We start from the raw sequence: 26,302 nt of genomic DNA on the forward strand, positions 1-26,302 counted from the left end.
AATTTAACAATCAACAAAAAATGATAAAAATACTTGTCCAATCATTAAGAGTTATGTAATTAAACAACATAAATATTGTTAAAACAAAAAGCTAAATCCCAATCAGGCACTTGGTTTCAGCCATTAATTACCCACAGAATCAGCAAAAACTCCCCCTTCATCCTGACTCCAACATTTGAGACAATCAGAAGCGATTTCATAATCATGCACTTATAGTTATTTCAATTGCAAAGGGAGAACACATTCATGAAATTAGCTTACTGGATGTATGCAGGGCCAGCCCACATCGGCACACTGCGAGTCGCGAGTTCATTTAAAAACGTCCATGCGATTATGCACGCCCCATTAGGCGATGACTACTTCAACGTCATGCGTTCCATGTTATCACGGGAGAAAAACTTCACCCCAGTCACCACCAGTGTAGTTGACCGCAACGTTTTAGCCAGGGGTTCTCAAGAAAAGGTGGTAGATAACATCGTCCGCAAAGATGGTGAAGAACACCCAGATTTAATTGTGTTAACTCCCACCTGCACATCTAGCATTCTCCAAGAAGACTTACACAACTTTGTGGAACGGGCGCAGCTAGAAGCCAAAGGTGATGTCATGTTAGCAGATGTCAACCACTACCGCTTTAACGAACTCCAAGCCGCAGACCGCACTCTGCATCAAATCGTCCAGTATTACATCGAAAAAGCCCGGAAACGGGGCGAATTACCAGAAGGCAAAACCGCAAAACCTTCTGTTAACATTATTGGTAACTCTACACTTGGTTTTCATAACAATCACGACAGCACCGAACTCAAGCGGCTGATGGCTGATTTGGGAATTGAAATCAATACAATCATTCCTGAAGGTGCTTCGGTTCATGAGTTGAAAAAATTACCCCAAGCTTGGTTTAACCTGTTACCTTACCGAGAACTGGGTTTAGCCACTGCGACTTACTTAGAAGAACAATTCGGTACACCTTATGTAGATATTACCCCAATGGGTGTAGTAGAAACTGCTAGATGTATCCGTAAAATTCAGCAGGTAATTAACGCCCAAGGCGCTGAAGCTGATTACGAAGCATTCATCAATGAACAAACCATGAATGTATCTCAAGCTGTGTGGTTCTCCCGTTCCATCGACTGTCAAAACTTGACTGGTAAAAAAGCCGTAGTCTTTGGTGACAATACCCACGCTGCGGCCATGACCAAAATTTTGTCCAGAGAAATGGGGATACACGTAGTTTGGGCGGGAACCTACTGTAAATATGATGCAGACTGGTTCCGCGAACAAGTGAGCGAATATTGCGACGAAGTGCTGATCACCGACGATCACGGAGAAATTGGAGATGCGATCGCCCGCGTCGAACCCTCAGCCATATTCGGGACACAAATGGAACGCCACGTAGGTAAACGCTTAGACATTCCTTGTGGAGTCATAGCTTCACCCATACACGTCCAGAACTTCCCCATAGGATACAAACCATTTTTAGGTTACGAAGGAACAAATCAGATCACAGACTTGATATACAACTCCTTCACCTTGGGAATGGAAGATCACCTCTTAGAAATCTTCGGTGGACACGACACCAAAGAAGTAATCACCAAAGGAATATCAGCCGACTCAGACCTCAACTGGTCGAAAGACGGACAAGCCGAACTCAACAAAATCCCCGGATTTGTGCGTGGTAAAGTCAAACGCAACACCGAGAAATTTGCCCGTGAGCGAGGCTTCAAAGAGATTAACGCCGAAGTGCTTTATGCAGCCAAAGAATCCGTAGGCGCTTAATCTAAGCCATATAGATCATATAGATCCCCGACTTCTTCAAGAAGTCGGGGATCTGAGCCTCTCAGTGTTTACCATCTCTTAACTCCCCTCCTCGCTTGCGGGGAGGGGTTGGGGGTGGGGTTCTTAATTAATCGCTTATACTGTAATTTATACAAAACCACACCCTGATTACCTGAAAGACATCGCCGCAGGACAGGGTATTTATATTGACAAATACATGGAATATATAACTTGGCAAACCGACCAACCAATAAAGAACGGTAGATTTATTATTCAGGGTACACTGGGTATCGGAGGTTTTGGCATTACCTACAAAGCCAAAGAACCCAAAACGGGGAAATTATACGCCATCAAAACCCTGAATCAGCGAATGCAACGCAAAAAAGACTTTGCCGAACAACAGGAAAAATTTATTAACGAAGCCTTAATTATGGGAGGCTTTGACCATCGCCATATACTCAAAGTTAATGAAGTCATCCAAGAAGGTGAACTTTGGGGCATTGTGATGGAATATATCGATGGCGTAACTTTATTTGAATATGTCCAGAAACAAGGACAATTATTAGAAACAGAAGCACTATTATATATAGACCAAATTGGACAGGCTTTAGAATATATTCATCAAAAAGGACACTTACACCGAGATATCAAACCGGAAAATATCCTGTTACGACAAAATCAACAAGAAGCGGTGTTAATTGACTTTGGTTTAACCCGGAGTATTGCTACAACAAGCATGAGTTATTCAGGTACAGAAGGTTATAGACCCATTGAACAATATAGCCGTAAAGGTAATGGTTCCCATACCGATGTTTACGCTTTAGCTGCAACATTATATTATCTGCTGACTGCGAACGGATTGAAAGCAGAGGGAGAACAACAGCCAGTACCTGCGGTAAATCGTAAGTATGATGATGAACCTTTACCAGAACCACGCAGTTATAATTCCGGTATTAGTCAGAGGGTGAATGATGCGATTTTACAGGGGATGGCTTTAGAACCGGAAGAACGTACCCCAACGGTGTTGGAGTTTCGGAAAAATTTGGGTTTGGTTGTCACCTCCGCAAGCGAGGAGGGGGGACTAAAATCAGCCGTAGGGATGGACTACAGTCAGCTGCGTGACTTACTCGCTGCTGGGAAGTGGAAAGAAGCAGATGCGGAAACACTGCGGGTAATGTTAGCGGTAGCGAAGCGGGAAGAAAAAGGTTGGTTAGATACAAATAGTATTGATAACTTTCCCTGTGAAGACCTCCGCACTATTGACCAGTTGTGGGTAAAATATAGTAATGGGCGATTTGGCTTTTCTGTCCAAAAGCGCATTTATCAAAGTTTGGGTGGAACCAGAAAGTACAACTCGGAAATCTGGAGAGCTTTTGGGGATAAAGTGGGATGGAGAAAAGGAGGATACTGGATGTACTACAAAGATATTACTTTTGATATCAAAGCACCAGAAGCCCACCTTCCGATGGTTAAGAGATGTGGTGTGGGGGAATGTTTGGTTCCGTGGGGTTCGTGGGAGGGCAGTAGTTTGGGTTTTGGAGTGGGTACTCTTCTCTCGCGTCGAGACTTTTAAACTGTAATCTATAAAGACTACAAATAATTATTAAGTTTTGTGAAGAGCCAATTTTCCACGAAGTCTTGCGGGTTCTGGGTTTCCGATACCTGGCACTCTGTTTTCTCAATCCGGCACAGATTTTTGTAGTACATCCTCCGTTGAAATAGGATTAGGGTTATAACAATTCGCTTTCACAAACTTAGACGCAACTTGTTGAATTTCCTCATTATCAATATTCAACTCATCCCAAAACAGCTTTAACTGTCCCGGTGAAGATTTTTTCCCTTTATTGCGTTGTGGTTTCATTCCTGCTAACAACCGACTTCCCCAACGGTGTCGCTTTTCCGCCTTACCTTGGGGTCGATATTTTTTACAAAACCCCCTATACTTCCTCGCACATTCATCTAAAGTTTGTCCCACTTTTTTACACGTCATTGCGAACGTAACGAAGTGGAGTGAAGCAATCGCAGAATCTCCGACTAACAACGATAATAATAAACCCGCCCCGACTCCGATATGATTAATTGTTAACGACAATAATAATAAACACGCCCCTACAACCATAAAAAATCCTCCGCCATCAATTCATGACCAACGTTAACGAGCGCGCCGATTTCGATAGCCCCTGGAAAGAAATTTTGGAAGCGTATTTTCCCCAAGCCATGCAATTCTTTTTCCCCGAAACAGCAGCATTAATTGACTGGGAACGTCCCTACCAATTTCTCAACAAAGAATTTCAACAAATCGCCCGTGAAGCCGAACAAGGTAAACGATATGCAGACCAATTAGTAAAAGTTTGGCAAATCGGAGGACAAGAACTGTGGTTATTAATTCATGTAGAAATTCAGGCGCAAAAAGAAGATAATTTTAGTAAGCGAATGTTTACTTATAACTTTCGCATCTTTGACCGCTTTGACCAACCAGCAATCAGCTTGGCCATTCTGTGCGACACCAACCGAGAATGGCGACCCAGCAACTACAGTTACAATTATCCCGACACCCGCTTAAACTTTGAATTTGGTAGCGTCAAACTTTTAGATTACGAAGACCGTTGGGAAGAGTTAGAAAATAGCAATAATCCCTTTGCGACAGTAGTCATGGCGCATTTGAAAACCCAACAGACGCGCTCATCACCCGCCGAACGCAAAATCTGGAAATTCCGCCTAATTCGCCGATTATACGACATAGGCTTACAAGAGCAAGATATTCGCAACCTCTATCGATTCATCGATTGGGTTATGATTTTACCAAAAGCATTAGAAAATCAATTCTGGGACGAATTTAAACAATTTGAGCAGGAGAGGACTATGAGATATGTCACCACAGGTGAGCGCATAGGCTACGAACGAGGAAAAGAAGAGGGAAAACAAGAAGGTGAACAGGCGATTATTTTAAAACTACTCAAAAGACGAGTAGGTGAACTATCTCCAGAAATACAACAGCGCATCCAATCACTTTCAGGAAATCAATTAGAAACCCTTGGCGAAGCTTTACTAGATTTCACAAGTATGTCAGATTTACTTAACTGGTTGCAAACAAATTAACCGTAGGGTGTGTTGTCGCGCAGCGCAACGCACCGTCAACACTTCGGCTCGGCTTGAAAAATTCCAGGTGCGTTAGCCTCCGGCATAACACACCCTACAAATATTGTATATTTTTTCTTGGTTCAATTTGAGCAGGAGAGGACTATGAGATATGTCACCACAGGTGAGCGCATAGGCTACGAGCGAGGAAGACAAGAAGGCGAACAGGCGATTATTTTAAAACTACTCAAAAGACGAGTAGGTGAACTATCCCCAGAAATACAACAGCGCATCCAAACTCTTTCGGAAAATCAATTAGAAACCCTTGGCGAAGCTTTGCTAGATTTCACAAGTATGTCAGATTTACTCAACTGGCTGGAAACAAATTAACTGTAGGGTGTGTTGACGCAAGAAAACCCAACATCCTCGCCTTAATATTATAAATCTTGTGGGGTGGGCATACTTCGACAAGCTCAGTACAAGTCTTGCCCGCCCTCGTGTAACTACTCACATTAAATGTGCTGTAATCAGCTTAAAATATAATTTTAGCTGAAAAAATCCAATGGCTGCCCAAGCTACCCTGACCATTATCAAAGGTAAACTTCCAGGAAGACAATATACCTTTGATTCCCGCACTACCTGTATTATTGGTAGAAGCTCAGAGTGCAATATTCAACTACCAAATGATGCAGACCATCTTACCATTTCTCGCTATCAGTGTTTGTTGGATATCAACCCACCAAATATCAGAATTAGAGATTTTGGCAGCAAAAATGGGACTTACGTCAACGGTGAAAAAATTGGGCAGAGAGGCGCAAATCAAACACCAGAAAAAGGTGCAAAATTACAATTTCCCGAATACGATTTAAAATGTGATGATGAAATTAAACTGGGTAATACTGTGTTTGCAGTGCATATCGAAGCTGACCCAGAAGAATTAAATATTCCTAACTTTTCTCTTCCTACAATTGATCATAATCAATCTGCAACACAAGCACCAAACTTCCTGGCAATTATCAAACGTTGGCTCGGTTTAGCAGCCCAGGCTAATAATCAATTCTTGGCAATTCAGGGTTACAATATTATTAAATTATTGGGTAGAGGTGGTTTTGGAGAAGTTTATTTAGCCCAACACAATAATTCTGGTAAATTTATCGCCTTGAAAGTGATGTTACCTGCAATTATCGGTAATGAAAATGCTGTCCAAAGGTTTTTACGCGAAACAGAAAATACTAAAGTTTTACAGCATCCTCATGTTATCCAAGTCATTGATTATGGCTTTTTTGAGAATATTTTCTTTTTCACAATGGAATATTGTGCTGGCGGAACTGTTGCCGATTTAATGGCAAAATATGGTGGTAAATTACCTGTGAATATTGCTGTCCCAATTATTATGCAAGTTCTCAACGGTTTGGAATATAGTCATAATGCCGAAATTCCCTATGTAAAATTAAAAGATGGAGGTTTTGGTAAAGGTAAAGGTTTAGTCCACCGCGATTTGAAACCGGGTAATATCTTACTTAACTACACTGATGACAAAATCACTGCTAAAATAGCAGATTATGGTTTAGCAAAAGCTTTTGACTTAGCAGGTTTAAGTGGACAAACTCTTTCAGGTTCTCAAGCTGGGACACCTGCTTTTATCCCTCGTCAACAGCTACTAAATTTTAAATACGTACAACCAGAAGTAGATATTTGGGCAACTGCGGCTTCTCTTTATAATATGTTAACTGGGGAATTACCCCGCAATTTGACAAACGACCCATTTTTAGCTGTATTGCAAAATGACCCTGTACCTATTCGACAACGCAACGCAAATATCCCGAAAAAGTTAGCTGAAGTGATTGATTTGGGTTTAGTGGAGAAACCCGAAATTTATTTTAAGAGTGCGGTAGATTTTAAATCTGCTCTCCTGGATAGCTACAAGACAATGTGAATTTAAGTTACAGAGAGTATCTTTTTTGTTCGATAGTTGATGCTAATTTTTGCAATGGTCGTGTAAGATAAGGAAGAGATTCCAACGCCGAAGTGCTTTATGCAGCCAAAAAATCCGTAGGTGCTTAGTCAGAAAAGAGGAAAGGGAGCAGGGGAGAAAAAACCTTGTTTAAGTTGGAGGCTTTACGCTATATAGATCCCCGACGAATTGAAGAAGTCTGGAATCTGAGCCTCTCGATGTTTGCTGAGTACCTTGCTGCTACACCAAACCTGTCCTTTTGCTTCTCCCTTTGGGAGACTCTATGCGAAGGTAAGCAAAGGGCTGTCGGCGTTTGAGAACTTACCAAAAATAAATTAATCTCAAAAAATTAAGAGTGTATGGTATTTTTTAAGAATGAAAATTTCATTTAAAAGTAATTTTACTTGGTTGCTAGTACGCCGCTATTGGGAATTGCTGCACGTTTTGGTATTGCGGAATTTAAAAGTCCGCTATAGAGGCTCGTTTTTGGGGGTTTATTGGTCGCTATTGAATCCATTACTGATGACAGGATTGTACTCAGCCATTTTTGGGACGGCATTTGCATCCTATTACGACGATTCAATCCTCAACTATATATTCGCAGCCTTTACGGGATTGGTTGTGATCAATTTTTTCTCGGCTTCCACCTCTCAGGCATTAAATAGTATAGTCAATAATGGCTCACTATTGAATAAAATTTCTCTGCCATCTAGTGTATTTCCTGTATCTATAATTACGTCGAATATATTTCAATTTTCAGTAGGAGTACTGCCTGTGTTGGCAGTGATTACTTTCATTTATTCCCAGAGTTTAGTCAATGTGCTGGCGCTGTTCTTCCCGTTTTTAGCTTTAGTGTTAGTTTCTACAGGGGTGGGATTTTTTGTTAGTGGATTATACGTATTTTTTAGAGACTTACCTTATTTTTATGAGTTAGTTGTATTTGTGATTTGGCTTAGTAGTCCGATATTTTACCCAGCCGCTATTGTTCCCTCACACGTCAAGCAGTTTTTGGTGTTGAATCCATTATCACCGATTATTGAAAGTTTGCGTCAAATTACATTATCAGGAACATCAGCAGATTTGGGTTTAATTTGGGGTGCTTTACTCAGTGGTATGATTATTTTGTCTCTGGGTTGGGCTTGTTTTCATCTGTGGCGAGATCAATTTATGGATTTGCTATAATGTCCACCCTAGATTACTGAAGATTTTTCTCAAATAAATTACCATTGCCATATTCTATATATATATATGACTATTTTTCCTAATCCATTAGTCTGGATGCCTTTGTCTGAAGAAATCAGTCGTTTTCGCAAATACTGCTATGGTATTGTTCTCAATGCTGGTTCTGGTCAAAGAAGTATTCAATTAGGTGAAAAAGATTTAAATATTGATATTACTGAGTGGAATAAACCAGATATCCTGGCAGATTTACATCATATTCCTTTACTAGATGAATCAGTAGATACAATAGTTTCTATTGCTGTCCTAGAACATACTCGATATCCCTGGCAAATTGCTGAGGAATTTTATCGAGTTCTCAGACCGATGGGATATGGAATTATTGCTGTTCCCTTTCTCCAACCACAACATGACTTTCCTGGAGATTACATCCGGTTTACTGAAAATGGCTTGATGGAAATTGTTAAATATGCAGGTTTTGAAGTCATTGAAACTAGTTATGTCCATCATTTTGGTCAAACTTTAGCATGGTTGTTATGGGAGTATTTACAGTTTCATCCACCACGCAAGGTTACTTGGTTTTTTTGGCAAAACCTGATTCGTCAACTTTCGTTAGGGAATTTGCTGAAAGGAGATAGTCCTAATACTCACAATACTCATTATATTGTGGTGCGGAAGCCTGGGGATATCAATGTTAAACCTCACTATATGCAAGCTTTGACACAGAAGAATGATCAAGATTGGTTTTTTCCACTTCTAGCTTGTCCCATCACTAAGCAACCATTGCATCTGCAAGATAATTCTTTGGTGTCTGAAAATGGTGAATTTATCTATGGCTTTCAAGCAGGTATTCCCTATTTAGAAGCTTCACACAATAAAATTGATTCTCCTGAAATGAATTCTGATGAATTAGATTCCCTATCAGCAGATTCTGAGTCTCATCTCATATCCCAATTAAGCGAAGAGTTATCTCATTTGAGATTGGATCTCAAAAATCTTAAATCTGAACTTGAAGTATCTAAAAATACAATTAATCAAATGCAATCTAGCAAGTTTTGGCGATTAAGACAAATCTGGCTGAAATTAACAAAAAGTTGGGGTTTGATCAAACATTAGAACTTTCAGATATGGGATGAGTAACAGCAAAACTGAACGGGAGCATCCCATTTTGATAAAATTCACCGGATTCAGGCAAAAAAAAACTGGACAAATCTCTAAATTACAGGTTTGACTACGTTTTTTACCAACTCTAAGTTTTTTGTTTTCCTAGAGAAAATACTAGTGTTTTTTGTGTAAAGTATTTATTTTCTTTCTGCACAATATTTTAATAGGTATTACACTCGTAGTCAGTAAATACCGAGTTACTTAGTTATGAGTCCTTATAATAGTATTGCTGAGGCATTAAACGGTTCTTATATACCCTTCCCGGCAACAAATATCGGAGGGGTCATTGGTAGTGATCGTAATTTTGAGACTGGACAATTGATTGAAGTAGGCGATCGCGATGTCGATTTTTTCAAAATCAATTCTCCTATCGCCGGGATTTTAGAGCTTGATATCAAATCCTATGCTGATCCTAGCATTAATGTCCCAGTTGATGCCGTTGTCTTTATCTACGACAGGGAAGGCAATCTTTTAGATTTTAACGATGATAGGGATCTATTTTTTGATCTAGACCCACTTTTATACTATGAAATAACCGCAAATACAGATTATTTTGTAGCTGTAGCTGGTTATGGTAATGATTCTTTCAATCCTTTTCAAGTAGGGAGTGGGTCATCAGGGGAGACAGGAGAGTATAAATTTAATAGCAGACTGTTACCACTGTCGCAAATACCAGATTTTGATGGCGATGGCAAAACTGACATTCTCTTAACCAATCCTAGTCAGGGATGGAATCAAGCATGGTTAATGGATTGGACTAACTATGTAGGAGCGACTAATGTCTTTGGTTCTCCGGGTTATCGACCAGTTGCAACGGCTGACTTCAACAAAGATGGCAAAACCGATATCATTGTCAGCAATCCCACTAACAATTTTAATGCTGTCTGGTTTCTGGATGGTGGTGACTACTTAAATGGTGTAGGTTTACCCACAGCACCAGGTTGGGAGATTAAAGGAGCCGCAGACTTCAACGGTGATGGTAATGTTGATATTCTGCTGAATAATACTACAACCAATTGGAACACAGTCTGGTTTTTAGGCGGTCAGAATGGTGCTACTTACACAGGTTTTGGTAACTTACCTGTGGCTAATGGCTGGGATATTACTGGTGTTGCTGACTTTAACGGCGATGGTAAAGCGGATATTCTCTTGAATAATCCCACAGAAGGATGGAACACAGTCTGGTTTTTAGATGGCACAGATTACATGGGCTTTGCGAATTTACCCAGCGCACCGGGTTGGCAATCTTTGGGAACCGGAGACTTTAATAGCGATGGTAGAGCTGACATTATTATGAATAATATCACCGAAGGATGGAATGCCGTTTGGTTGATGGATGGGACTAACTATACAGGTTTTGCTAACTTGCCGACTACGCCTGCTGGTTGGGAAATTGCTGGTATGGCTTAGTTTTAATAGTGTAAAGCGATCGCACGCATGACAAGCGATCGCACAATCCACCATAAAATATCTCTCCTGAGATAGAAGATATTATTTTCATAAAATTTTTTACTCCTCTTTTTGATACATAACTATAATAGCAGCGTAGCTAAAATCACTTGTTTACCATAATTACTTGTATAATCAAACTGACATACTTGCACAGCACGTAGTCAACGCCGGATCAAATTAACAATTAACAAAAAAATATGTCAGACAACAATACACTAACTATCCTCAACAATATTGGGAATCTCAGAGCTACTAACACTTTCAATCAAATTGTCGGTGCTGTAGGTCGAGTCGATTACTATGAATTTTCCGTTTTAGAAACAAGTGCAATTAATTTTCTGTTGAGTGGAATAACTGTAAATTCCGTAGAAGCTAGTATTATTTATGACGCAAATAATAATAGATTACTTGATGGCGGAGAACGGCTTTACAGTGACACGGCTTTTCCCAGTAGTAATGGGACGATTAATGCTACCTTGGGTGCTGGTAATTATTTAATTGAAGTTAAACCCAATACTTCAGCTAGTAGTAATACTTATTCTGGCTATTCTTTACAGCTAGGCGCTACAACTACTCTGGCTTCTATTCTTTCAGATCCGGGAAATACACTGAATACCGCCTACAATATTGGCAATCTAAGGGGTAATAGAACTTACAATGAGTTTGTCGGTGTTGTAGATCCAGTCGATTACTATAACTTTTCCCTTGCAGCTACAAGTGAAATTAGTCTGCTATTGAGTGGAGTAACGGAAAGCAGGCTGAAAACTAGTATTATTTCCGACGCAAATAATAATGGCTTAATTGATAGTGGAGAAACACTTTACACTAACATTGCTGAGTTGAATAGCAATGGGACGATTAATGCTACCTTGGCGGCTGGTAATTACTTTATCGAAGTTCAACCGGATAGTGCTATTACCAATTCTAATTATTCGTTAAGTTTATCCAACTTAACTATTCCCTCTGCCAACGCAGCAAAAGACTTCAATAAAGATGGTCAAACGGATATCCTCTTAACTAATCCCAGTCAAGGCTTGAATCAAGCATGGACAATGGATGGGACTAACTATACAGGAGTTATTAATATTGTTGGTTCTCCTGGTTATCGACCAGTCGCAACGGCTGACTTTAACAAAGATGGTAAAACCGATTTAATTGCCAGCAATCCCACTAACAATTTTAATGTTGCCTGGTTTCTGGATGGCCCTAACTACTTAGATGGTGTAGGTTTACCAATAGCAGCAGGTTGGGACATTAAAGGAGCCGCAGACTTCAACGGTGATGGTAATGTTGATATTCTGCTGAATAATACTGCCAATAATTGGAATACAGTCTGGTTTTTAGGCGGTGCTAATGGTGCTACTTACACAGGTTTTGGTAACTTACCTGTGGCTGATGGCTGGGATATTACTGGTGTTGCTGACTTTAACGGCGATGGTAAAGCGGATATTCTTTTGAATAATCCCACAGAAGGATGGAACACAGTCTGGTTCTTAGATGGCACAGATTACATGGGCTTTGCGAATTTACCCAGCGCACCGGGTTGGCAATCTTTGGGAACCGGAGACTTTAATAGCGATGGTAAAGCTGACATTATCATGAATAATATCACCGAAGGATGGAATTCAATTTGGTTGATGGATGGAACTAACTATACAGGTTTTGCTAACTTGCCTAATGCGCCGGCTGGTTGGGAAATTGCAGGTATGGCTTAAGTTTCTAGCTGAGATTTTAATTTCTCCAACTCTAGATGCATCTCCCATTTGACTGCGGCGATCGCACTCAGGTAGATTTTAGGATGAACCATTGCTAAATTATGCTCACCTTGGTGAAATGCTCTTTCTAATAAAGGATATTCACCAAGGCAAGTTTCCTTAACAAAAATTAGGAGATTTTGAGCATACCAAGGTTCTACTTTTTCGTGATTCCATATTTTCCGGCGTAAGCAATCAATCGCCACATAGCCATACTTGGCAAAAATTTCTCCCCAATATTCCAGCCACTGTTCATTCAGATGATTCAGACCACCTTGAAAGGGAATTGCTGCCGAAAATAGCACGATATTTCCTAAGTTAGTTAATGACTGAATAAAGATTTCCGCAGACTCGCAAGGAAGATGTTCCGCCACTTCCAAAGACACAACCAAATCAAACTTTCTCTCAATTACTAGAGGTTGCTTTAAATCAAAGCAGAGAAATTTGCTGCTTTCAATTTCCAGCATATTTACATCTACGTAATCTCCATCGATTCCTAGATAGTCATCTATACCAGCATCTTTAAATACTGACAGCCAAGTTCCCAAACCACAACCAACATCTACTAGGCTTTTTGCTTGGGTTAGTTCCATGACTAAGGGGACAACTACTTGGGCTGAAAGTAGTGAACCTTCTCGAATAGATTGGTAAAAGTTTTGTGTATATGGTTGATTATTCACCGGACTTTATTGTATCCTTTATATCATTGAATTTCTGGCAAAGTCAAAATAAAATTTTTCAAACAGAAGAGCTTTACTAATGAAAATAGCTTATGTTTCTCGTGAGTTTGGCCCTATTACCGGAGGAGGAATTGGTACTTATATTGCTAATATTACCAAATATATGGCAAAAAGAGGCCATGACGTGTACCTGATTACTGACTGCTTTACTGAGTCTAATCTACATTATTTACCCCCAAATGTTACACTAATTCGGACAGAACCAGCACTAAGCGATCGCCATTTTTTTACATATAATCAAAATTATTCTGATCGAGTTTATCAAACCCTCAAGTTGCTGACTCCTTTTGATGTCATTGAGTTTGCTGAATACAACGCCGAAGGATTCACCACAATTAGAGCCAAAAAACTCTTAAATGAATTTGCCAATACTCAACTAGTCGTAAAATTACATACACCACGCTCTCTGTTAGTCGAAATCGATGAAGAAAAGCATACAACTACTCAAACGCCAATAGATATATATTTAGAAGACTACTGCGTTAAAAATGCCGATATTGTCACATCACCTTCAGCATCTCTGGCTGAGTATTTTACCAAAAGACTTGATGTGAATTGTATTACTAGAAGTCCTTATCCCTTATTATTATCTACTATTAAGCCTACACGTAAATTTGTTAAATCACAAATTGAAAAAATTACATTTATTGGCAGTATTCAAGTCAGAAAAGGCGTAGATACTTTCATTGAAGCCGCTAAAATAATTCTGGCTAAAGAACCGAACTTTATCTTTGAAATGTATGGGAGAGATACATACTCTGCGCCCTTTTATCGTTCTTATACTGAATATTTACAAAAACGTATTCCCTATGATTTAAAAGACAAAATTATTTTTAAAGGAGCTGCACCCTATGCAGAAATTCCCGAAATTTTGTTAGACACTTGTTTTTGTGTATTTCCTTCACGCTGGGAGAACTGGGCTAATGTTTGTTTAGAAGCGATGTCTTTTGGTTGTGTGGTAATTGGTAGTCAAGAAGGTGGGATGTCAGAAATGATTGAACACGGAAATTCCGGATTTTTAATTAATCCATCCCATGCTGAAGAAATTGCCCATACAATCTTAGATAATTACAGAAATATTGCTTATTTACAGCAGATTTCCGAAACCGCTCAATCAAGCATTCAGCAATGGTGTGATCCTGAATTAGCCTCTGCTCAAGTGGAAGAATCTTATAAAATTGCTAGTTCTCCCAAAAATTGGCTAGTTAATCAAGAAGCTAAAATTTCTGTAGTTATTCCTCTTTACAACCAAGGAAATTATATTGAAGAAACGATTCAATCTATTCAAGAATCTACTTATAAAAATGTAGAGATTATCGTTGTCAATGATGGCTCGACTGATTCCGAAACTAATAAGATTTTTCAAAATTTATCAGGTGTAATTAAAGTCTTTAAACCTAATGGAGGCTTAAGTTCGGCTCGTAACGCCGGGATAAAAGTCAGTTCAGGTGAATATATTATGCTTCTAGATTCAGATGACAAAATTCATCCTGAATATATAGAAAAAGCAGTCATAGCCTTGATCAACAATCATGAACTAAGTTATGTAGGTTGTTATACTCGCAACTTTGAAGCTTATGAATATACTCAAGCTCCTGTAGGCTTCATTCCAGAATTGATGCTGTTTAATAATACTAATGTGGTAAATAGTACAAATTTATACCGCAGATCAGCTATTGCCAAAGTAGGAGATTTTGATGAAGAGTTAATTTCTTATGAAGATTGGGATTATTTCATTAGCTTATATGAAAATGGCTGTGCCGGGGATATTTTACCATTAGAATTATTTCTTTATCGTCGCCACTACGATTCAATGGTGTGGACAGTAGCACAACCTCGCCGGACACAATTAATTCAGTATATGTTGGGGAAACACCAAAAAACGGTGAGTTCATATTCTCATGTGATGGTGCAATACCTGACTCAATTATGGAAAGATAAAGAAATAGAATATGAGGTGGCGATATCAGGAAGTCATAGTTATGAAATAGATGAATTGAAAAAGAGAATTTGGGCGATGGAATCATCTAAATTTTGGCAGTTACGCAAGCTGTGGTTTAAAGTTAAATACAAATTGGGATTATCTAAAGAACTGGATTAGTGATTGACTCTAATCAAGCAACTCCTAAAACTAGCTATAGCCTTTCTCCATCTAGTAGCTACAAAATTAGCTGTGTTTATCTGTGGTTAATTAATTCATCTGCTTTAATTTCCAGAGTTGAAGCACCCACCAACTGCGAACAGAACAGGAATGTTTTAAAAAGTATGGAAGTAATTCGCCTAAATCAAGTTTTTCTATGGCGACGAACACAAGAAGAGTTTTCTTATGATATGAAGAAAACATTTTTTTCTTTATTAGAAGGTAAATATCGTCGCCCAGTCAAGAGGTTAGTCCTAGATCAAATTGATTTGGTGATTGAAGAAGGTGAAAAAATTGGCATTATTGGCGCAAATGGTTCTGGTAAATCTACTATTTTGAAGACAATTTCTGGGATTTTGCAACCTACCAGTGGTACAGTCAGAGTCCGCGGTAAAATTGCTCCTTTGATTGAACTAGGAGCAGGTTTTGATCCAGATATTTCAGTGATAGATAATATTTTCCTTTATGGTGTGCTATTGGGTTTTTCACGGGCAGAAATCAAAAAAAGGGCGCAGTCTATTTTGGAGTTTGCCGAATTGGAGGACTATGTATTAGTCCCAGTTAAGGGTTTATCTTCAGGGATGATAGCCAGGTTGGGATTTGCTATTGCTACGGATGTACAGCCAGATATCTTGATATTAGATGAAATACTTTCCGTTGGTGATGAAAGTTTTAAACATAAGTGTAAGCAGCGACTTGAAACTTTTTGGCATGAAAAAACTACGGTTCTGGTAGTATCACATGATTTGGATTTTGTGCAACAGTCTTGTGAGCGTGTGCTGTGGATAGATAAAGGCAAAATTATGTTTATTGGTGAAACTAAAAAAGCGATAAATTATTATTTACAAAAAGTTGCAAGTTAGAAAAATCAATGATTCAGATTGATCATATAATTACAATGAGGATATGTGATTATGGAAAAGAAACTATGTAGCTCAGAGTGCGATCATCGCCTAATTAAAGAAAATTCAGAATTAGCGCAGCAATGCCAATCCTTGAACGCAGAAATAGAACAATTAAATTTATCTTATAACTCGTTACTAGCAGAAATTTCTGAAATTAAAAACTCTCGCACATGGTTATTGCTGACAAAGTTCAAAGGAAACTTGATTTTCCGGATGATTGGCAGATTCTTACTAGACATATTCCACTATATTAATCTAGTGTTGCCTTTTGGGAAAAACAGCTTTTTATTAAATCAGCATAAATCAATACTGGAAACTTCACTAACCAGAGAAACTCATGATCATACTTATGAATTTTCTCAACCAATTATTTTACATAAATATCAAGTAAATACACCAATTTCTCTGGTAATTATCTGTTATAATAAATCCCAGGAATTACCTTTTGTGATTTCTGCCATAGCCAAAAATACGCGGCAACCTGATTTAATTATTTTGTGTGATGATGGGTCAACAGATAATTCGTTACAAGTATTTATTGAACATTGCAACTTATACAATCTCAATTACAAAATTGTTCAAGAACCAACAATAAAAAATGCATTTCGACTAAACACGCTGCGTAACAAAGGTGTTTCAGCTTGTCTAGATGGTTTAGTAATCATACTAGATGCAGATCATGTACCATCCCGGACACATATTGAAGCTCATGTAAATCTGCACTTATCACATCCTCGCGCTGTGTTGTCTACGGGGCCACGACTGGAATATGCAAATTCCGATTGTAGTGGCGCTGTTAATTTTCTTTGGGGACATGAACCAGTCAGTATGATGCAACCTTCTGCTGATCAGCCTATAGCTAATTGGACAGGAGTCCTAGTTTCAAATATGGGAATGTGTAAGCAGGCGATGATCAATTTGGGTGGTTTTGATCCTATCTACGATGGTAATTATGGCTTTGATGATATTGATTTTACTTATCGAGCCTGGTTAGCGGGTTATTTTTTTGCGAGTTGCTTTGAGTCTTACATCATACATATTCCCCATCCACCTTCTTTGGGTAACAGAAATAATGACATCAATCGACGCAAGTTTGAAGCTAAGTATAAAATCAATCCCAAATATCCTCATGTAGTTGAGCGATTAACAAGGACATCTTGGCATAGTTATCTTGATTATCTGAATAACGAGAATATTTAAAGGAGATGAAAATCTAATTTTATGTACATAGTTTTTCCCACGCTAGAAATTGCCCCATTTATTAATGGAGGAATAGGGCAGTACATATCACAAGTTATTCAATATTTACAAAGTTCAGAATATACACCGTTAATTTTATTGTATGGCATTCCTGAAATTGAGGCTATCAAAGCCAGAGAATATTTTGATTCATCCAGCTTAAAATGTGAAATATATCATGTTAATGAATGCGCTGATATTCAGCTAAATTCCGAAGATATTTATAATTTAGAAAAAACTTCTCTAGCTTTAGCCGAGGGTTTAAAAAAAATAATTGCTGATAAAAATATCATTGGAGTGGAATGGTGCGAACATGGGGGTATAGGATTTCATACACTGCGAGACAAACATTGCAATCCTGATTCAGTCTTCAAAAACATACCCATGTGGGTTCATTTACATGGTTCCAGAGAAATTTGGGATTTAACAGACCGTTATCCTGTAGCTTTGGATGTCGGGAATGACTATATATTATCTAATTATGCTGAGAGATTTTGTTTAGAATTAGCAGATGCTTGGAAAAGTCCTTCTCAGTCTGTAGCCGACTGGTACACGAGCTATTTTGGTATTCATAATCAAGTTTTTATCTCTCCTTTACCTTATCGTAAGCTGGCAGAACAAAATAGCCACTGTGTAACTAACCATCCTCAATTTCCGATAAAAATTCTCTGTCCAGGAAGAATAGTACATTTGAAAGGTACGGACATCATAGCTCGTGCTTGTGAAGAAATTTGTCAGACTTTGACTGAGCAGATTCATGTCACTTTTGCCGGATACAATTTAGCTACGACAAACTCAAAATATAAGTCTTATCTAGATGAAGTTAAAAGTTTCATTTCTCCCAATTTTCTGAAACATTTTACATTTTCTGGGCAATATTTAGCAGAGGAATACTTAAAAATATCTCAAGAGTCACATTTGGCAATTTTTGCGTCTCGTGTGGAAACATTTTGCCTGGCGGCTCATGAGCTTAACTGGATGGGAGTACCTCTAATTTTAGCGGATATTCCGGCATTTAAAGAGCATTTTCAGCATGGAATTAATTGTTATAAATTTGATGGTTCTGTAGAGGGATTGACTGCACTTTTAAGTCAAATTATCCAAAATCCCCAAATGCTGAATCAAATTAAATCACAACCAATTCTAGAGTTTGATGTTGATGTATTCACGCAATTGCTGAAAGTACCGCAAATAGCAAAGGTGACTGCTAATTATTTTTTATTTACCAGACTACAAGAACTTTATGTCCAACCGGGGAAAATATATGCAAATAATTTCAAAGATTTATCAGGTTCAAATCTGAGAACTCTAATTTTAGCAATAGTTTGGAAAATCACCAAACGTCTTGCAGACAAACTATCTTTATCTGCATCAATGAGGATTTATATAAAAGGAGTTTTAAAACAAAAAAATGCATTGCAGTAGTTTATTAGAAGCGGAAGTAAACCAAAATCAAACAATCTTGATATCTATTGTTATCTGTACAGCTGACCGTCGGATTTCTTTAGAGAAGACACTCATAGCAATCAAAGAAATTACTTATTCATTTTGTGAAGTTATTGTAGTCGATGCTTCATCAAGTCCTGAAACTATGGAAATGCTAACTATCATGTCCAGCAGTTTCAACAGAAACCTCAAAGTAGCCACTGTTCAAGAAAGAAATATTAGTGTATCTCGCAATGTGGGTATAAAGTTGGCATCAGGTGCGATTATTGCTTTTATTGATGATGATGCAATTCCACCACCTGACTGGATAGAAAAACTTTTATCTACATACTCTTTATATGGTGATAAATGCGCCGGTGTGGGTGGTGCAGTGCGTGATATGACGGCTCCTGGCTATCCTTTACAATATCATCGTGGCATCACAAATATTATTAGTAATACAAGTCCAATTTGTTTGGCTGGTGTGATCAACTACAATCAACCGCAAGGTTTTTGGTATAATGGTTTGATGGGTACGAACTCATCTTACCGCAAAGAATTATTAGAAAAGATTAACGGATATGATGAGTTTTTCGACTATTTTTTAGATGAAACTGATGTTTGTTTGCGCCTGATTCAAGCTGGCTATGAAATTCACCATTGTGATGTAGTTGTAGACCATTACCCCCAACCTAGTCACAATCGCTTAGACCAAAAACATTTGACTTGTTGGTATTCTTTGGCGAAAAATACCACCTACTTTGCTTTAAAACACGCTTTTAATAAACTGCCTTTTCCTGTTTTAGTCATCCGCTTGACTCTACTACTGATTTATCGCTGTTTATTAAGAATAATTCGCCTGAAGTTTACTCACAATCTTTCGTATAAGATGCTGTGGAAATATATCGAGCAGTGTCTGAAGGGGATTCAGGTAGGTTGGAGTAAGGGAATTGCTTTACATAAATTCAATCCTGGCTGATGATTTTTCCAGAAATACAGCGAGTGGGGAAGAAAGCTTGGTTTCATATTTTGAGGTAATGAAAACTGCGCCCGTGGGAGGCTGATATCTTGGATGATTAAAATTTCGGACTTGGGACGAATTTATACAAGTTGAAATGAGGCACACCTATTTTTTGGGTAGTCATAGCGCATTTACTCTGAGAAACCATGTATAATTTTTACGGAAACTCTCTACAAGATTAGCGATCGCACTAACGACCACATGAAACATCTATCTCTACTATTTGCTACAGCCCTCGCCGTCACATCGGGATTGATGTTCGGGACAATGCAAGCCGCATCTGCTGCTTGCGTTCCTGATACAGCAGTTTGCAATGATGCTTTGATTCCGCCGAATGATTCTTTTTGCAATTATTCTGATAATCCTGGGAATGATGCTGATCATAATGGGAATGATGCTGATAATACTGGGAATGAGCCTGATCTTATCTCGAAGGTTTGTGTTCTTGATATAGGGCCGATTTTTTCTTATTCCAGCACTGTTAACCCAATACTGTTCGGTTCCGGTGGTGTCGGAATATCGAGCTTCCCACCCGGAGGGACTCAAATATCGGGAAATCAACTTTCTCCAATCACTGTCCCTGAACCCTCGTCCATCTTTAGCTTACTTGCCCTCGGCACTCTCAGCGCATCTTTTGTACTCAAGCGTCATACCAATTCTTTATAAGGATGCGCGGAATTATAGGAGAAACAAACCGCATTCGCGTAGCTTCTCCCCTTCTCCTTTTGGAAGAAGTAGACAAAGAAAGAAAGACTGAAGAATTTAGACAACATCCTTCAGCCTTTATGGTTAATAATACTCTACTCTATGAGCTGCTTTTAGACAGTTGAAATGTCTTTTTCCTTTTCTACCAGCAAGTCATCTATTCTGGAAGTGTATTTGTTTGTGAGTTTTTGCAGTTTATCTTGTTGGTCTTTGGATTCATCTTCGGAGATTTCCGCAGCTTTTTCCTCTTTGCGAATGGAGTCTTGGACATCACGACGGATATTGCGAATGGCTACGCGACCTTCTTCAGCATACTTAGAAGCCATTTTGACAAATTCTTTCCGGCGATCGCTTGTCAATGGTGGTATATTTAGCCGAATCACAGAACCGTCGTTACTGGGTGTTAAACCGATGTCAGAGAGGGAAATTGCTTTCTCGACTATGTTTAAGCTGCCTTTATCGTAAGGCTGAATCAAGATGGTTGAGGCATCTGGCGTGCTAATGTTTGCCAGTGATTTCAATGGTGTGGGTGAACCGTAGTAGTCCACCGAGACTTTATCTAGTAAACTCGCATTGGCGCGGCCAGTGCGAATAGTGTTAAAAGCTCGTTGAGTTGCTTCAACGGTCTTTTGCATCGTACTCTCAGCTTCAGATAATTTCACATGAACCTCCCACAAGGGTGCCGATTTTTTCTCCCAAGACGGCTCGGCGGACGTTACCTCGCACCGTTAAATCAAATACCAGAATTGGGATATTATTGTCTTTACACAAGGCGATCGCTGTACTATCCATGACGCGCAAATCTTTGGCTAAAACGTGCGCGTAGGTGAGACTGGTGTAACGCTTGGCCTCTGGATAAATATGGGGATCAGCATCATATATGCCGTCTACCTTGGTGGCTTTAAAAATCACCTCGGCATCAATTTCTGCGGCTCTTAAGGCTGCGGTGGTGTCAGTTGTAAAGAAGGGATTTCCGGAACCAGCACCAAAAATTACTACTCGCCCTTTTTCTAAATGGCGGATAGCGCGACGACGGATATAGGATTCCGCTAATTCTTGCATAGCGATCGCGGTTTGGACCCGCGTCTGTACCCCAATGCGCTCTAAGGAATCTTGTAGCGTCATGGCATTCATTACCGTGGCAATCATCCCTATGTAGTCAGCAGTTGCCCTGTCCATCCCCGCCGACGCAGCTTTAACGCCACGAAAAATGTTACCGCCGCCAACGACAATGGCAATTTGAACGCCAGTGGCTACCACCTCTGCTACTTCCTCGGCTATTTCCTTGACCACTTCTGGATCAATACCATAGCCCATGTTGCCCATTAAGGCTTCACCGCTTAGTTTAAGTAAAACCCGTCGGTAATTCGTTCCCATGAAGTTACGCTTTATCAAAAAAGTTGCAATTGCCTCCAATTTAAGATAGCAGTACCGCGACGATATATGTCTAGTTTCGCCAAATCAATGAAGTCCCGACTGCTGCTGTTTGTGCTAGGTTAATTGCTTGATTACTGCACAGAGAAGCGATCGCATTTCTGAGATAATCTTCTCCCCCAGATGATGGTTCTTGGGGATAATTGTCAATTTGTCCTTTGTACTGGACTATCCCATTCTGATCGACCAGAAAAGCCATTGGCGTTTTACTAGCGCCAAAACTCCGAGCCACATCTTGGGTTGAATCCCATAAATAAGGAAAATTCAACTGGTGACGTTCCGCAAAAGCTTTCATGTCATCAAAGCTGGCGCTCAGGTTTTGCGTAGTCATGCGACAATTCATCCCAATCAGAGTCACGCCGTGTTGAGCAAATTCCGCTTGAATATTTTTTAATCTCTCTAGATACAAGCTGACATAAGGACAGTGGTTGCACATAGCAATCACACCAACTGCACGAAACTTTTCTAAATACCGGCTGAGATGGTGTACTTGATTGTCAATTCCTGGAAGCTCAAAATCAGGTGCATAGCTACCAACAGGTGTGTTAATTGTTTCTAGTATATTCATCTTCTATAGTCGCAAGGAACTAGTAACAAAAAAGTTTATCTGAAATTTAGGGTAACTTTTTTGCGTGCAAACCAATCTTAAGTCAATCATTGATATCCCATGATCTTACAGACCAATCTGGCTATCGTAAATTGTGAAACTACTGAATTTATTAACGATACTAATTCTATTACATCATACAAAATGACATTTTAACATTTTTTTGCAAAACAGAAGCTTTAACTCTTCCGCCCTATCCAGGTAAGGAAACGGCAAGATTACGAAATGTGAAGTATCATAGAGATAATATCAAAATCCCCCTGAAGGCTTACGAAAATTTCAAGTATAGCAATCCTCAATGATTTGTCAAAGGCGAGAAACCGATGTTTTAAAACCGCTCGATTTTCCGCAATCAAATGGAAGTCCGATATCTTCTATTTGTCAGGATTATAAGTTTTGAGTCAAGGGACAAAGGTATTTTTTCTTGGTAATCATATTCATATATTCATAAAGTTCTGATGACAACTTCCACAAACACATTTACCTCCACTAAAACTTGGATTTGGCGAGGTTTTCCCATCTGCTATCAGACTCAAGGAACTGATGGCCCCGCAGTTGTCCTCGTGCATGGCTTTGGAGCCTCATGGTGGCACTGGCGGAAAAATATCCCCGTGCTAGCAGAAAATTGTCGCGTTTATGCCATTGATTTAATTGGCTTTGGCGGTTCTGCTAAACCTCAACCGGGAGGGGAAATTAATTACACATTGGAAACTTGGGGAGAGCAGTTAGCCGACTTTTGTCGGGAAGTCGTGGGGGAACCTGCTTTTTTAGTGGGAAATTCCATTGGCTGTATTGTGTTATTACAAGCAGCCGTCAGCAACCCGGATATAGCTTTAGGAGTAGCCTTAATCAACTGTTCCTTACGATTGTTGCATGACCGCAAACGGGAAACACTACCTTGGTCGCGTCGCTTCGGAGCGCCAATACTCCAGAAGATATTATCTATCAAACCAGTGGGTCAGTTTTTTTTCAATCAAGTTGCTCAACCGAAAACAGTACGAAAGATTTTGCTTCAAGCCTACGCTAATGCAGAGATAGTCACAGAAGAGTTGGTTGATATTTTGACAGCACCAGCAAAAGACCCAGGGGCGGTAGCGGTGTTTCTGGCTTTTACTTCTTACTCTACAGGGCCTCTAGCAGAAGACCTTTTGCCTGTGCTACCTTGTCCTGCCATTATTCTCTGGGGAACAGCCGACCCCTGGGAACCAGTAGATTTAGGTAGAGAACTAGCCAATTACCCACAAGTGCTAAAGTTTATCCCCTTGGAAGGGGTGGGACATTGCCCCCAAGATGAAGCACCTGAGTTAGTCAATCCGATTTTACTCGATTGGATGAGCGATCGCTATTCCTCTAATTAGCAATTCAAAAAAACGAAGCCCCCACGGGCTTCGTTTCGTAAAACCTGCGGGGGGCAGGCTTTTTAATGTCGTCAACTCCCTAAATTGAGCTGTCAGGTAAGTATAGGCGAATGGCACATTACTAGTACCAGCCACCTCGACCAAAGCCACCTCGACCAAAGCCACCGTAACCCCAGCCACCTCGACCGAAGCCACCTCTACCCCAGCCACCGTAACCGAAACCGGGTCTTCCCCAGCCGCGACCGTAGCCACCGTAGCCGTAGCCACCAGAGGCAAGCTGCTGTTCCTCTGTGGATAAATCTATCAACAAATCAGATTGAAGGTCTTTAACTGACATAATTTTCACCTCAAATTTGTCCATAGCTGGTACACACATACTTCAAACAAATATGGAAGTGTTGTACCTGTGCTTTTATTTCTAAACGTATTTTCTAATGATTAAATTGCCCCATAGTTATAAATAAATACCCTAAGAAATACATCTTTTGACTCATGCAGAATTTAGTTTTAATTCAAATATAAGTTTTCCTGAACATGAGCAAAAAATCATGATCTTAAATTTCAATTAATTTAATCTGAATTTTGAATTTTATTCTTGATTTTCAGGAGTGTCTTTAACTCCAGTTCAAAAAATATGCTGATAAAATCAAATAATTATTTACATCTTCAGGAAGAGGCAGACAATAAATCTGAAAGCATATTTTATTAAATACAAAATAACTTAAAAAACCTCTCTCCTCATAGGAGAAAGGTGATGAGCATCTCATTTGTTTTGTACAAGAAAGGATAGTTTAGTTAGGTTTCAAGGTATTTAATGATTAGTCGGAGACTTCTTCCCCGGCGCTATTAGAAACCGCCACCACCAAAAGGTCCGCCACCGCCGCTAGGTGGTCCAGCAGCAAAGCCAAAAATCCGAACAGGGATACGTTGACCGCTAGAATCAATGAGAGTACCAATAACGGTAATATCAGGTCTAGTTTGTCCACCTAATTGTAATTGTTGACCCCCAGATATCAGTTCTTGTGACTCTGGGGATAAATCGACAAATAAATCAGGTTGAATGATTTGTTGTGACATAATTTGTTGCCTCAATCTAGGACATAAATGTTAGGTAGCACCCATACCAGAAATTTTTCTGGGTGGGTGCGAAATTACGGTTTAAGTTTTACCTCATACCGTAAAAAATATTGGCTAATTAAACAAGACTATGGCGAAGTTGAAATCATGGTAATACTCAATTATTATTTAACAACTTCAAGAATACCGGTCAAGCGGATGGGAATACGGCGAACACGGCTTTGAGAATCGCCACCATTACTAGGTTGAGAACCGCCAAATCCATCTTCTTGGCCAAATCCATCTTCTTGGCCAAATCCATTTCCTTGACCAAATCCATTTTCTCCGCCAGATAAAAGCTCTTGTTGTTCTGCGGATAACTCTTCAAACAAATCAGTTTTGGTGATTTGGAATGACATAATTTTGTGCCTCACTTACTTAATATAGGTGTGGAATCACCTGTGTTTTTATTATTAACTATTAGACAATTATTTAAATTGTTCTTAAGTTAGAAAAATATCAAAAAATTTTATTTCTTTAGACTCATGAAAGCAAGTTTATTTCTCTTTGTTTATTTTCATAAATAACAATCCTAAAGAAGAACAAAAATACCCGACTTCTTAAAAAAATCGAGTATCTCAGCCAGTAATGTTTACCTGGCAATGAGAGAAGATTTGATTTTTCTCCAGATAATTTGCAAAATTGAAAAGCTAAGTTTTTTTGCTGATTATAAAAATAGGAAAACTAGACGAATTGCCATATATATACAGGACTTACGCAAAATCATGAAAAAACGAACCGCATTGGCGCTAGCCTATCCCTTTGGGAGAAGGACACAAAGAACACAAAGGAAAGAAGGTTTCAGAGAGTTATTGCGTAAGTCCTAATATATTAAGATTATTCAAGAAACTATAGGACTAATATTTGATTTTTGAACACACCCTACAATACTTAATTTTTTCATAAATCAAACCGGATTCCTATAATCCACTGATAACTTTAGCTATAAAATCATTTATGCTATTACTATTAGAACTAGGATTTGGTAATCCAAACGTTATAGATGATGCCATAGTAATCTGTGACAAATTGTACTTAGTAGTTTGGGAACCCGATTCATCTTTGGCAAGGTTTAAATTATTGTCTGCCTCAGTTTGAATGTCAGTTTTCTGAAACAAAAAATTACTGGTTCCTAGTATACCTTCCCCTTGCCCACCAGTTAGGCTTTCTTGCTCTGCTTCAGTCAGACTTTGCAAAAAAAATGAATTGTTTGATGTATGATTTTCAGACATGAATTTACTTGCTCACACCAGGGTAA

25 protein-coding genes and 1 pseudogene are annotated in these 26,302 nt (G+C 39.1%); 16 read left to right on the forward strand and 10 right to left on the reverse strand.

Annotation, left to right across the window (positions count from 1 at the left end; genetic code table 11):
- The first annotated feature begins 246 nt into the window (after positions 1 to 246).
- Together bchB and AACX33_RS12840 are read left to right on the forward strand one after the other, a co-directional pair.
- Entirely contained in the window at positions 247 to 1,773 is a 1,527-nt protein-coding gene (gene bchB / locus AACX33_RS12835) for a ferredoxin:protochlorophyllide reductase (ATP-dependent) subunit B (RefSeq protein WP_193999675.1), read from the forward strand.
- A gap of 217 nt (positions 1,774 to 1,990) precedes the next feature.
- Positions 1,991 to 3,346, forward strand: a complete 1,356-nt coding sequence (locus tag AACX33_RS12840; RefSeq protein WP_193999673.1) for a serine/threonine-protein kinase — start codon at positions 1,991 to 1,993, stop codon at positions 3,344 to 3,346.
- A 105-nt stretch (positions 3,347 to 3,451) separates the two neighbouring features.
- Here the strand turns inward: AACX33_RS12840 and AACX33_RS12845 are convergent, their stop codons facing one another.
- On the reverse strand, positions 3,452 to 3,892 hold the full coding sequence (locus AACX33_RS12845) for a hypothetical protein (protein WP_227789073.1): 441 nt from the start codon (positions 3,890 to 3,892) through the stop codon (positions 3,452 to 3,454).
- Positions 3,893 to 3,915: 23 nt separating this feature from the next.
- On the opposite strand from AACX33_RS12845, the gene AACX33_RS12850 reads away from it, so the two are divergent.
- From AACX33_RS12850 to AACX33_RS12875, 6 genes and pseudogenes are all read left to right on the forward strand, one after another.
- Positions 3,916 to 4,872: a DUF4351 domain-containing protein gene (locus tag AACX33_RS12850; protein WP_193999671.1), complete on the forward strand. Its 957-nt coding sequence runs from the start codon at positions 3,916 to 3,918 to the stop codon at positions 4,870 to 4,872.
- Positions 4,873 to 4,995: 123 nt separating this feature from the next.
- Positions 4,996 to 5,241, forward strand: a pseudogene (locus tag AACX33_RS12855) (DUF4351 domain-containing protein); the annotation flags it as partial.
- 172 nt (positions 5,242 to 5,413) lie between these two features.
- The gene (locus tag AACX33_RS12860) at positions 5,414 to 6,787 is read left to right on the forward strand and encodes a protein kinase domain-containing protein (protein ID WP_193999667.1); all 1,374 of its coding nucleotides are present in this window, start codon (positions 5,414 to 5,416) and stop codon (positions 6,785 to 6,787) included.
- Between the two features lie 393 nt (positions 6,788 to 7,180).
- Positions 7,181 to 7,987, forward strand: coding sequence for an ABC transporter permease (locus AACX33_RS12865; RefSeq protein WP_193999665.1), 807 nt, complete (start codon positions 7,181 to 7,183; stop codon positions 7,985 to 7,987).
- A 66-nt stretch (positions 7,988 to 8,053) separates the two neighbouring features.
- Positions 8,054 to 9,100, forward strand: a complete 1,047-nt coding sequence (locus AACX33_RS12870; protein ID WP_193999663.1) for a methyltransferase domain-containing protein — start codon at positions 8,054 to 8,056, stop codon at positions 9,098 to 9,100.
- 255 nt (positions 9,101 to 9,355) lie between these two features.
- On the forward strand, positions 9,356 to 10,558 hold the full coding sequence (locus AACX33_RS12875) for an FG-GAP repeat domain-containing protein (RefSeq protein ID WP_193999661.1): 1,203 nt from the start codon (positions 9,356 to 9,358) through the stop codon (positions 10,556 to 10,558).
- Here AACX33_RS12875 and AACX33_RS12880 read toward each other — a convergent pair.
- Positions 10,521 to 10,649 carry a hypothetical protein gene (locus tag AACX33_RS12880; RefSeq protein ID WP_265338653.1) on the reverse strand — a complete coding sequence of 43 codons (129 nt, stop codon included), beginning with the start codon at positions 10,647 to 10,649 and terminating at the stop codon, positions 10,521 to 10,523. The genes AACX33_RS12875 and AACX33_RS12880 overlap by 38 nt on opposite strands.
- Before the next feature lie 148 nt (positions 10,650 to 10,797).
- Here AACX33_RS12880 and AACX33_RS12885 point away from each other — a divergent pair, with 148 nt between their 5' ends.
- Positions 10,798 to 12,315 carry an FG-GAP repeat domain-containing protein gene (locus AACX33_RS12885; RefSeq protein WP_193999659.1) on the forward strand — a complete coding sequence of 506 codons (1,518 nt, stop codon included), beginning with the start codon at positions 10,798 to 10,800 and terminating at the stop codon, positions 12,313 to 12,315.
- Here AACX33_RS12885 and AACX33_RS12890 read toward each other — a convergent pair.
- Entirely contained in the window at positions 12,312 to 13,034 is a 723-nt protein-coding gene (locus AACX33_RS12890; protein WP_193999657.1) for a methyltransferase domain-containing protein, read from the reverse strand. The two genes, AACX33_RS12885 and AACX33_RS12890, sit on opposite strands and share 4 nt — an antisense overlap.
- Positions 13,035 to 13,113: 79 nt before the next feature.
- On the opposite strand from AACX33_RS12890, the gene AACX33_RS12895 reads away from it, so the two are divergent.
- The 6 genes from AACX33_RS12895 to AACX33_RS12920 all read left to right on the forward strand — a co-directional run bounded on the left by AACX33_RS12895 (position 13,114) and on the right by AACX33_RS12920 (position 20,490).
- Positions 13,114 to 15,195: a glycosyltransferase gene (locus AACX33_RS12895; protein WP_193999655.1), complete on the forward strand. Its 2,082-nt coding sequence runs from the start codon at positions 13,114 to 13,116 to the stop codon at positions 15,193 to 15,195.
- A 164-nt stretch (positions 15,196 to 15,359) separates the two neighbouring features.
- Entirely contained in the window at positions 15,360 to 16,097 is a 738-nt protein-coding gene (locus tag AACX33_RS12900; protein ID WP_193999947.1) for an ABC transporter ATP-binding protein, read from the forward strand.
- A gap of 51 nt (positions 16,098 to 16,148) precedes the next feature.
- Positions 16,149 to 17,339, forward strand: a complete 1,191-nt coding sequence (locus AACX33_RS12905; RefSeq protein ID WP_193999653.1) for a glycosyltransferase family 2 protein — start codon at positions 16,149 to 16,151, stop codon at positions 17,337 to 17,339.
- Between the two features lie 21 nt (positions 17,340 to 17,360).
- Complete coding sequence (locus AACX33_RS12910; RefSeq protein WP_193999651.1) at positions 17,361 to 18,803, forward strand: glycosyltransferase; 1,443 nt, start codon at positions 17,361 to 17,363, stop codon at positions 18,801 to 18,803.
- Positions 18,790 to 19,782 carry a glycosyltransferase family 2 protein gene (locus AACX33_RS12915; RefSeq protein WP_193999649.1) on the forward strand — a complete coding sequence of 331 codons (993 nt, stop codon included), beginning with the start codon at positions 18,790 to 18,792 and terminating at the stop codon, positions 19,780 to 19,782. Before AACX33_RS12910 ends, AACX33_RS12915 begins: the two co-directional genes overlap by 14 nt.
- A gap of 243 nt (positions 19,783 to 20,025) precedes the next feature.
- Positions 20,026 to 20,490 (forward strand): PEP-CTERM sorting domain-containing protein, encoded by a 465-nt coding sequence (locus tag AACX33_RS12920; protein WP_227789074.1) that lies wholly within the window; start codon positions 20,026 to 20,028, stop codon positions 20,488 to 20,490.
- Between the two features lie 152 nt (positions 20,491 to 20,642).
- Here the strand turns inward: AACX33_RS12920 and frr are convergent, their stop codons facing one another.
- The 3 genes from frr to AACX33_RS12935 form a co-directional block, all read right to left on the reverse strand.
- Complete coding sequence (gene frr / locus AACX33_RS12925; protein WP_193999647.1) at positions 20,643 to 21,191, reverse strand: ribosome recycling factor; 549 nt, start codon at positions 21,189 to 21,191, stop codon at positions 20,643 to 20,645.
- The gene (pyrH, locus tag AACX33_RS12930) at positions 21,178 to 21,906 is read right to left on the reverse strand and encodes a UMP kinase (RefSeq protein ID WP_193999645.1); all 729 of its coding nucleotides are present in this window, start codon (positions 21,904 to 21,906) and stop codon (positions 21,178 to 21,180) included. The genes frr and pyrH overlap by 14 nt, the downstream gene beginning before the upstream one ends.
- A 70-nt stretch (positions 21,907 to 21,976) precedes the next feature.
- A complete protein-coding gene (locus AACX33_RS12935) occupies positions 21,977 to 22,531 on the reverse strand; it encodes a thioredoxin family protein (protein ID WP_193999643.1) in 555 nt (184 codons plus the stop codon).
- A gap of 497 nt (positions 22,532 to 23,028) precedes the next feature.
- Here AACX33_RS12935 and AACX33_RS12940 point away from each other — a divergent pair, with 497 nt between their 5' ends.
- Positions 23,029 to 23,928 (forward strand): alpha/beta fold hydrolase, encoded by a 900-nt coding sequence (locus AACX33_RS12940; protein WP_193999641.1) that lies wholly within the window; start codon positions 23,029 to 23,031, stop codon positions 23,926 to 23,928.
- Between the two features lie 121 nt (positions 23,929 to 24,049).
- Here the strand turns inward: AACX33_RS12940 and AACX33_RS12945 are convergent, their stop codons facing one another.
- The 4 genes from AACX33_RS12945 to AACX33_RS12960 form a co-directional block, all read right to left on the reverse strand.
- Positions 24,050 to 24,265 (reverse strand): hypothetical protein, encoded by a 216-nt coding sequence (locus AACX33_RS12945; protein ID WP_193999639.1) that lies wholly within the window; start codon positions 24,263 to 24,265, stop codon positions 24,050 to 24,052.
- Between the two features lie 509 nt (positions 24,266 to 24,774).
- Entirely contained in the window at positions 24,775 to 25,005 is a 231-nt protein-coding gene (locus AACX33_RS12950) for a hypothetical protein (protein WP_193999637.1), read from the reverse strand.
- Positions 25,006 to 25,169: 164 nt separating this feature from the next.
- Positions 25,170 to 25,403, reverse strand: a complete 234-nt coding sequence (locus tag AACX33_RS12955) for a hypothetical protein (protein WP_193999635.1) — start codon at positions 25,401 to 25,403, stop codon at positions 25,170 to 25,172.
- 561 nt (positions 25,404 to 25,964) lie between these two features.
- On the reverse strand, positions 25,965 to 26,276 hold the full coding sequence (locus AACX33_RS12960; RefSeq protein WP_193999633.1) for a hypothetical protein: 312 nt from the start codon (positions 26,274 to 26,276) through the stop codon (positions 25,965 to 25,967).
- Positions 26,277 to 26,302 lie beyond the last annotated feature (26 nt).

The sequence above is a fragment of the Nodularia sp. LEGE 04288 genome (genome assembly GCF_963896525.1).
In the GTDB taxonomy this organism is placed as follows: domain Bacteria; phylum Cyanobacteriota; class Cyanobacteriia; order Cyanobacteriales; family Nostocaceae; genus Nodularia.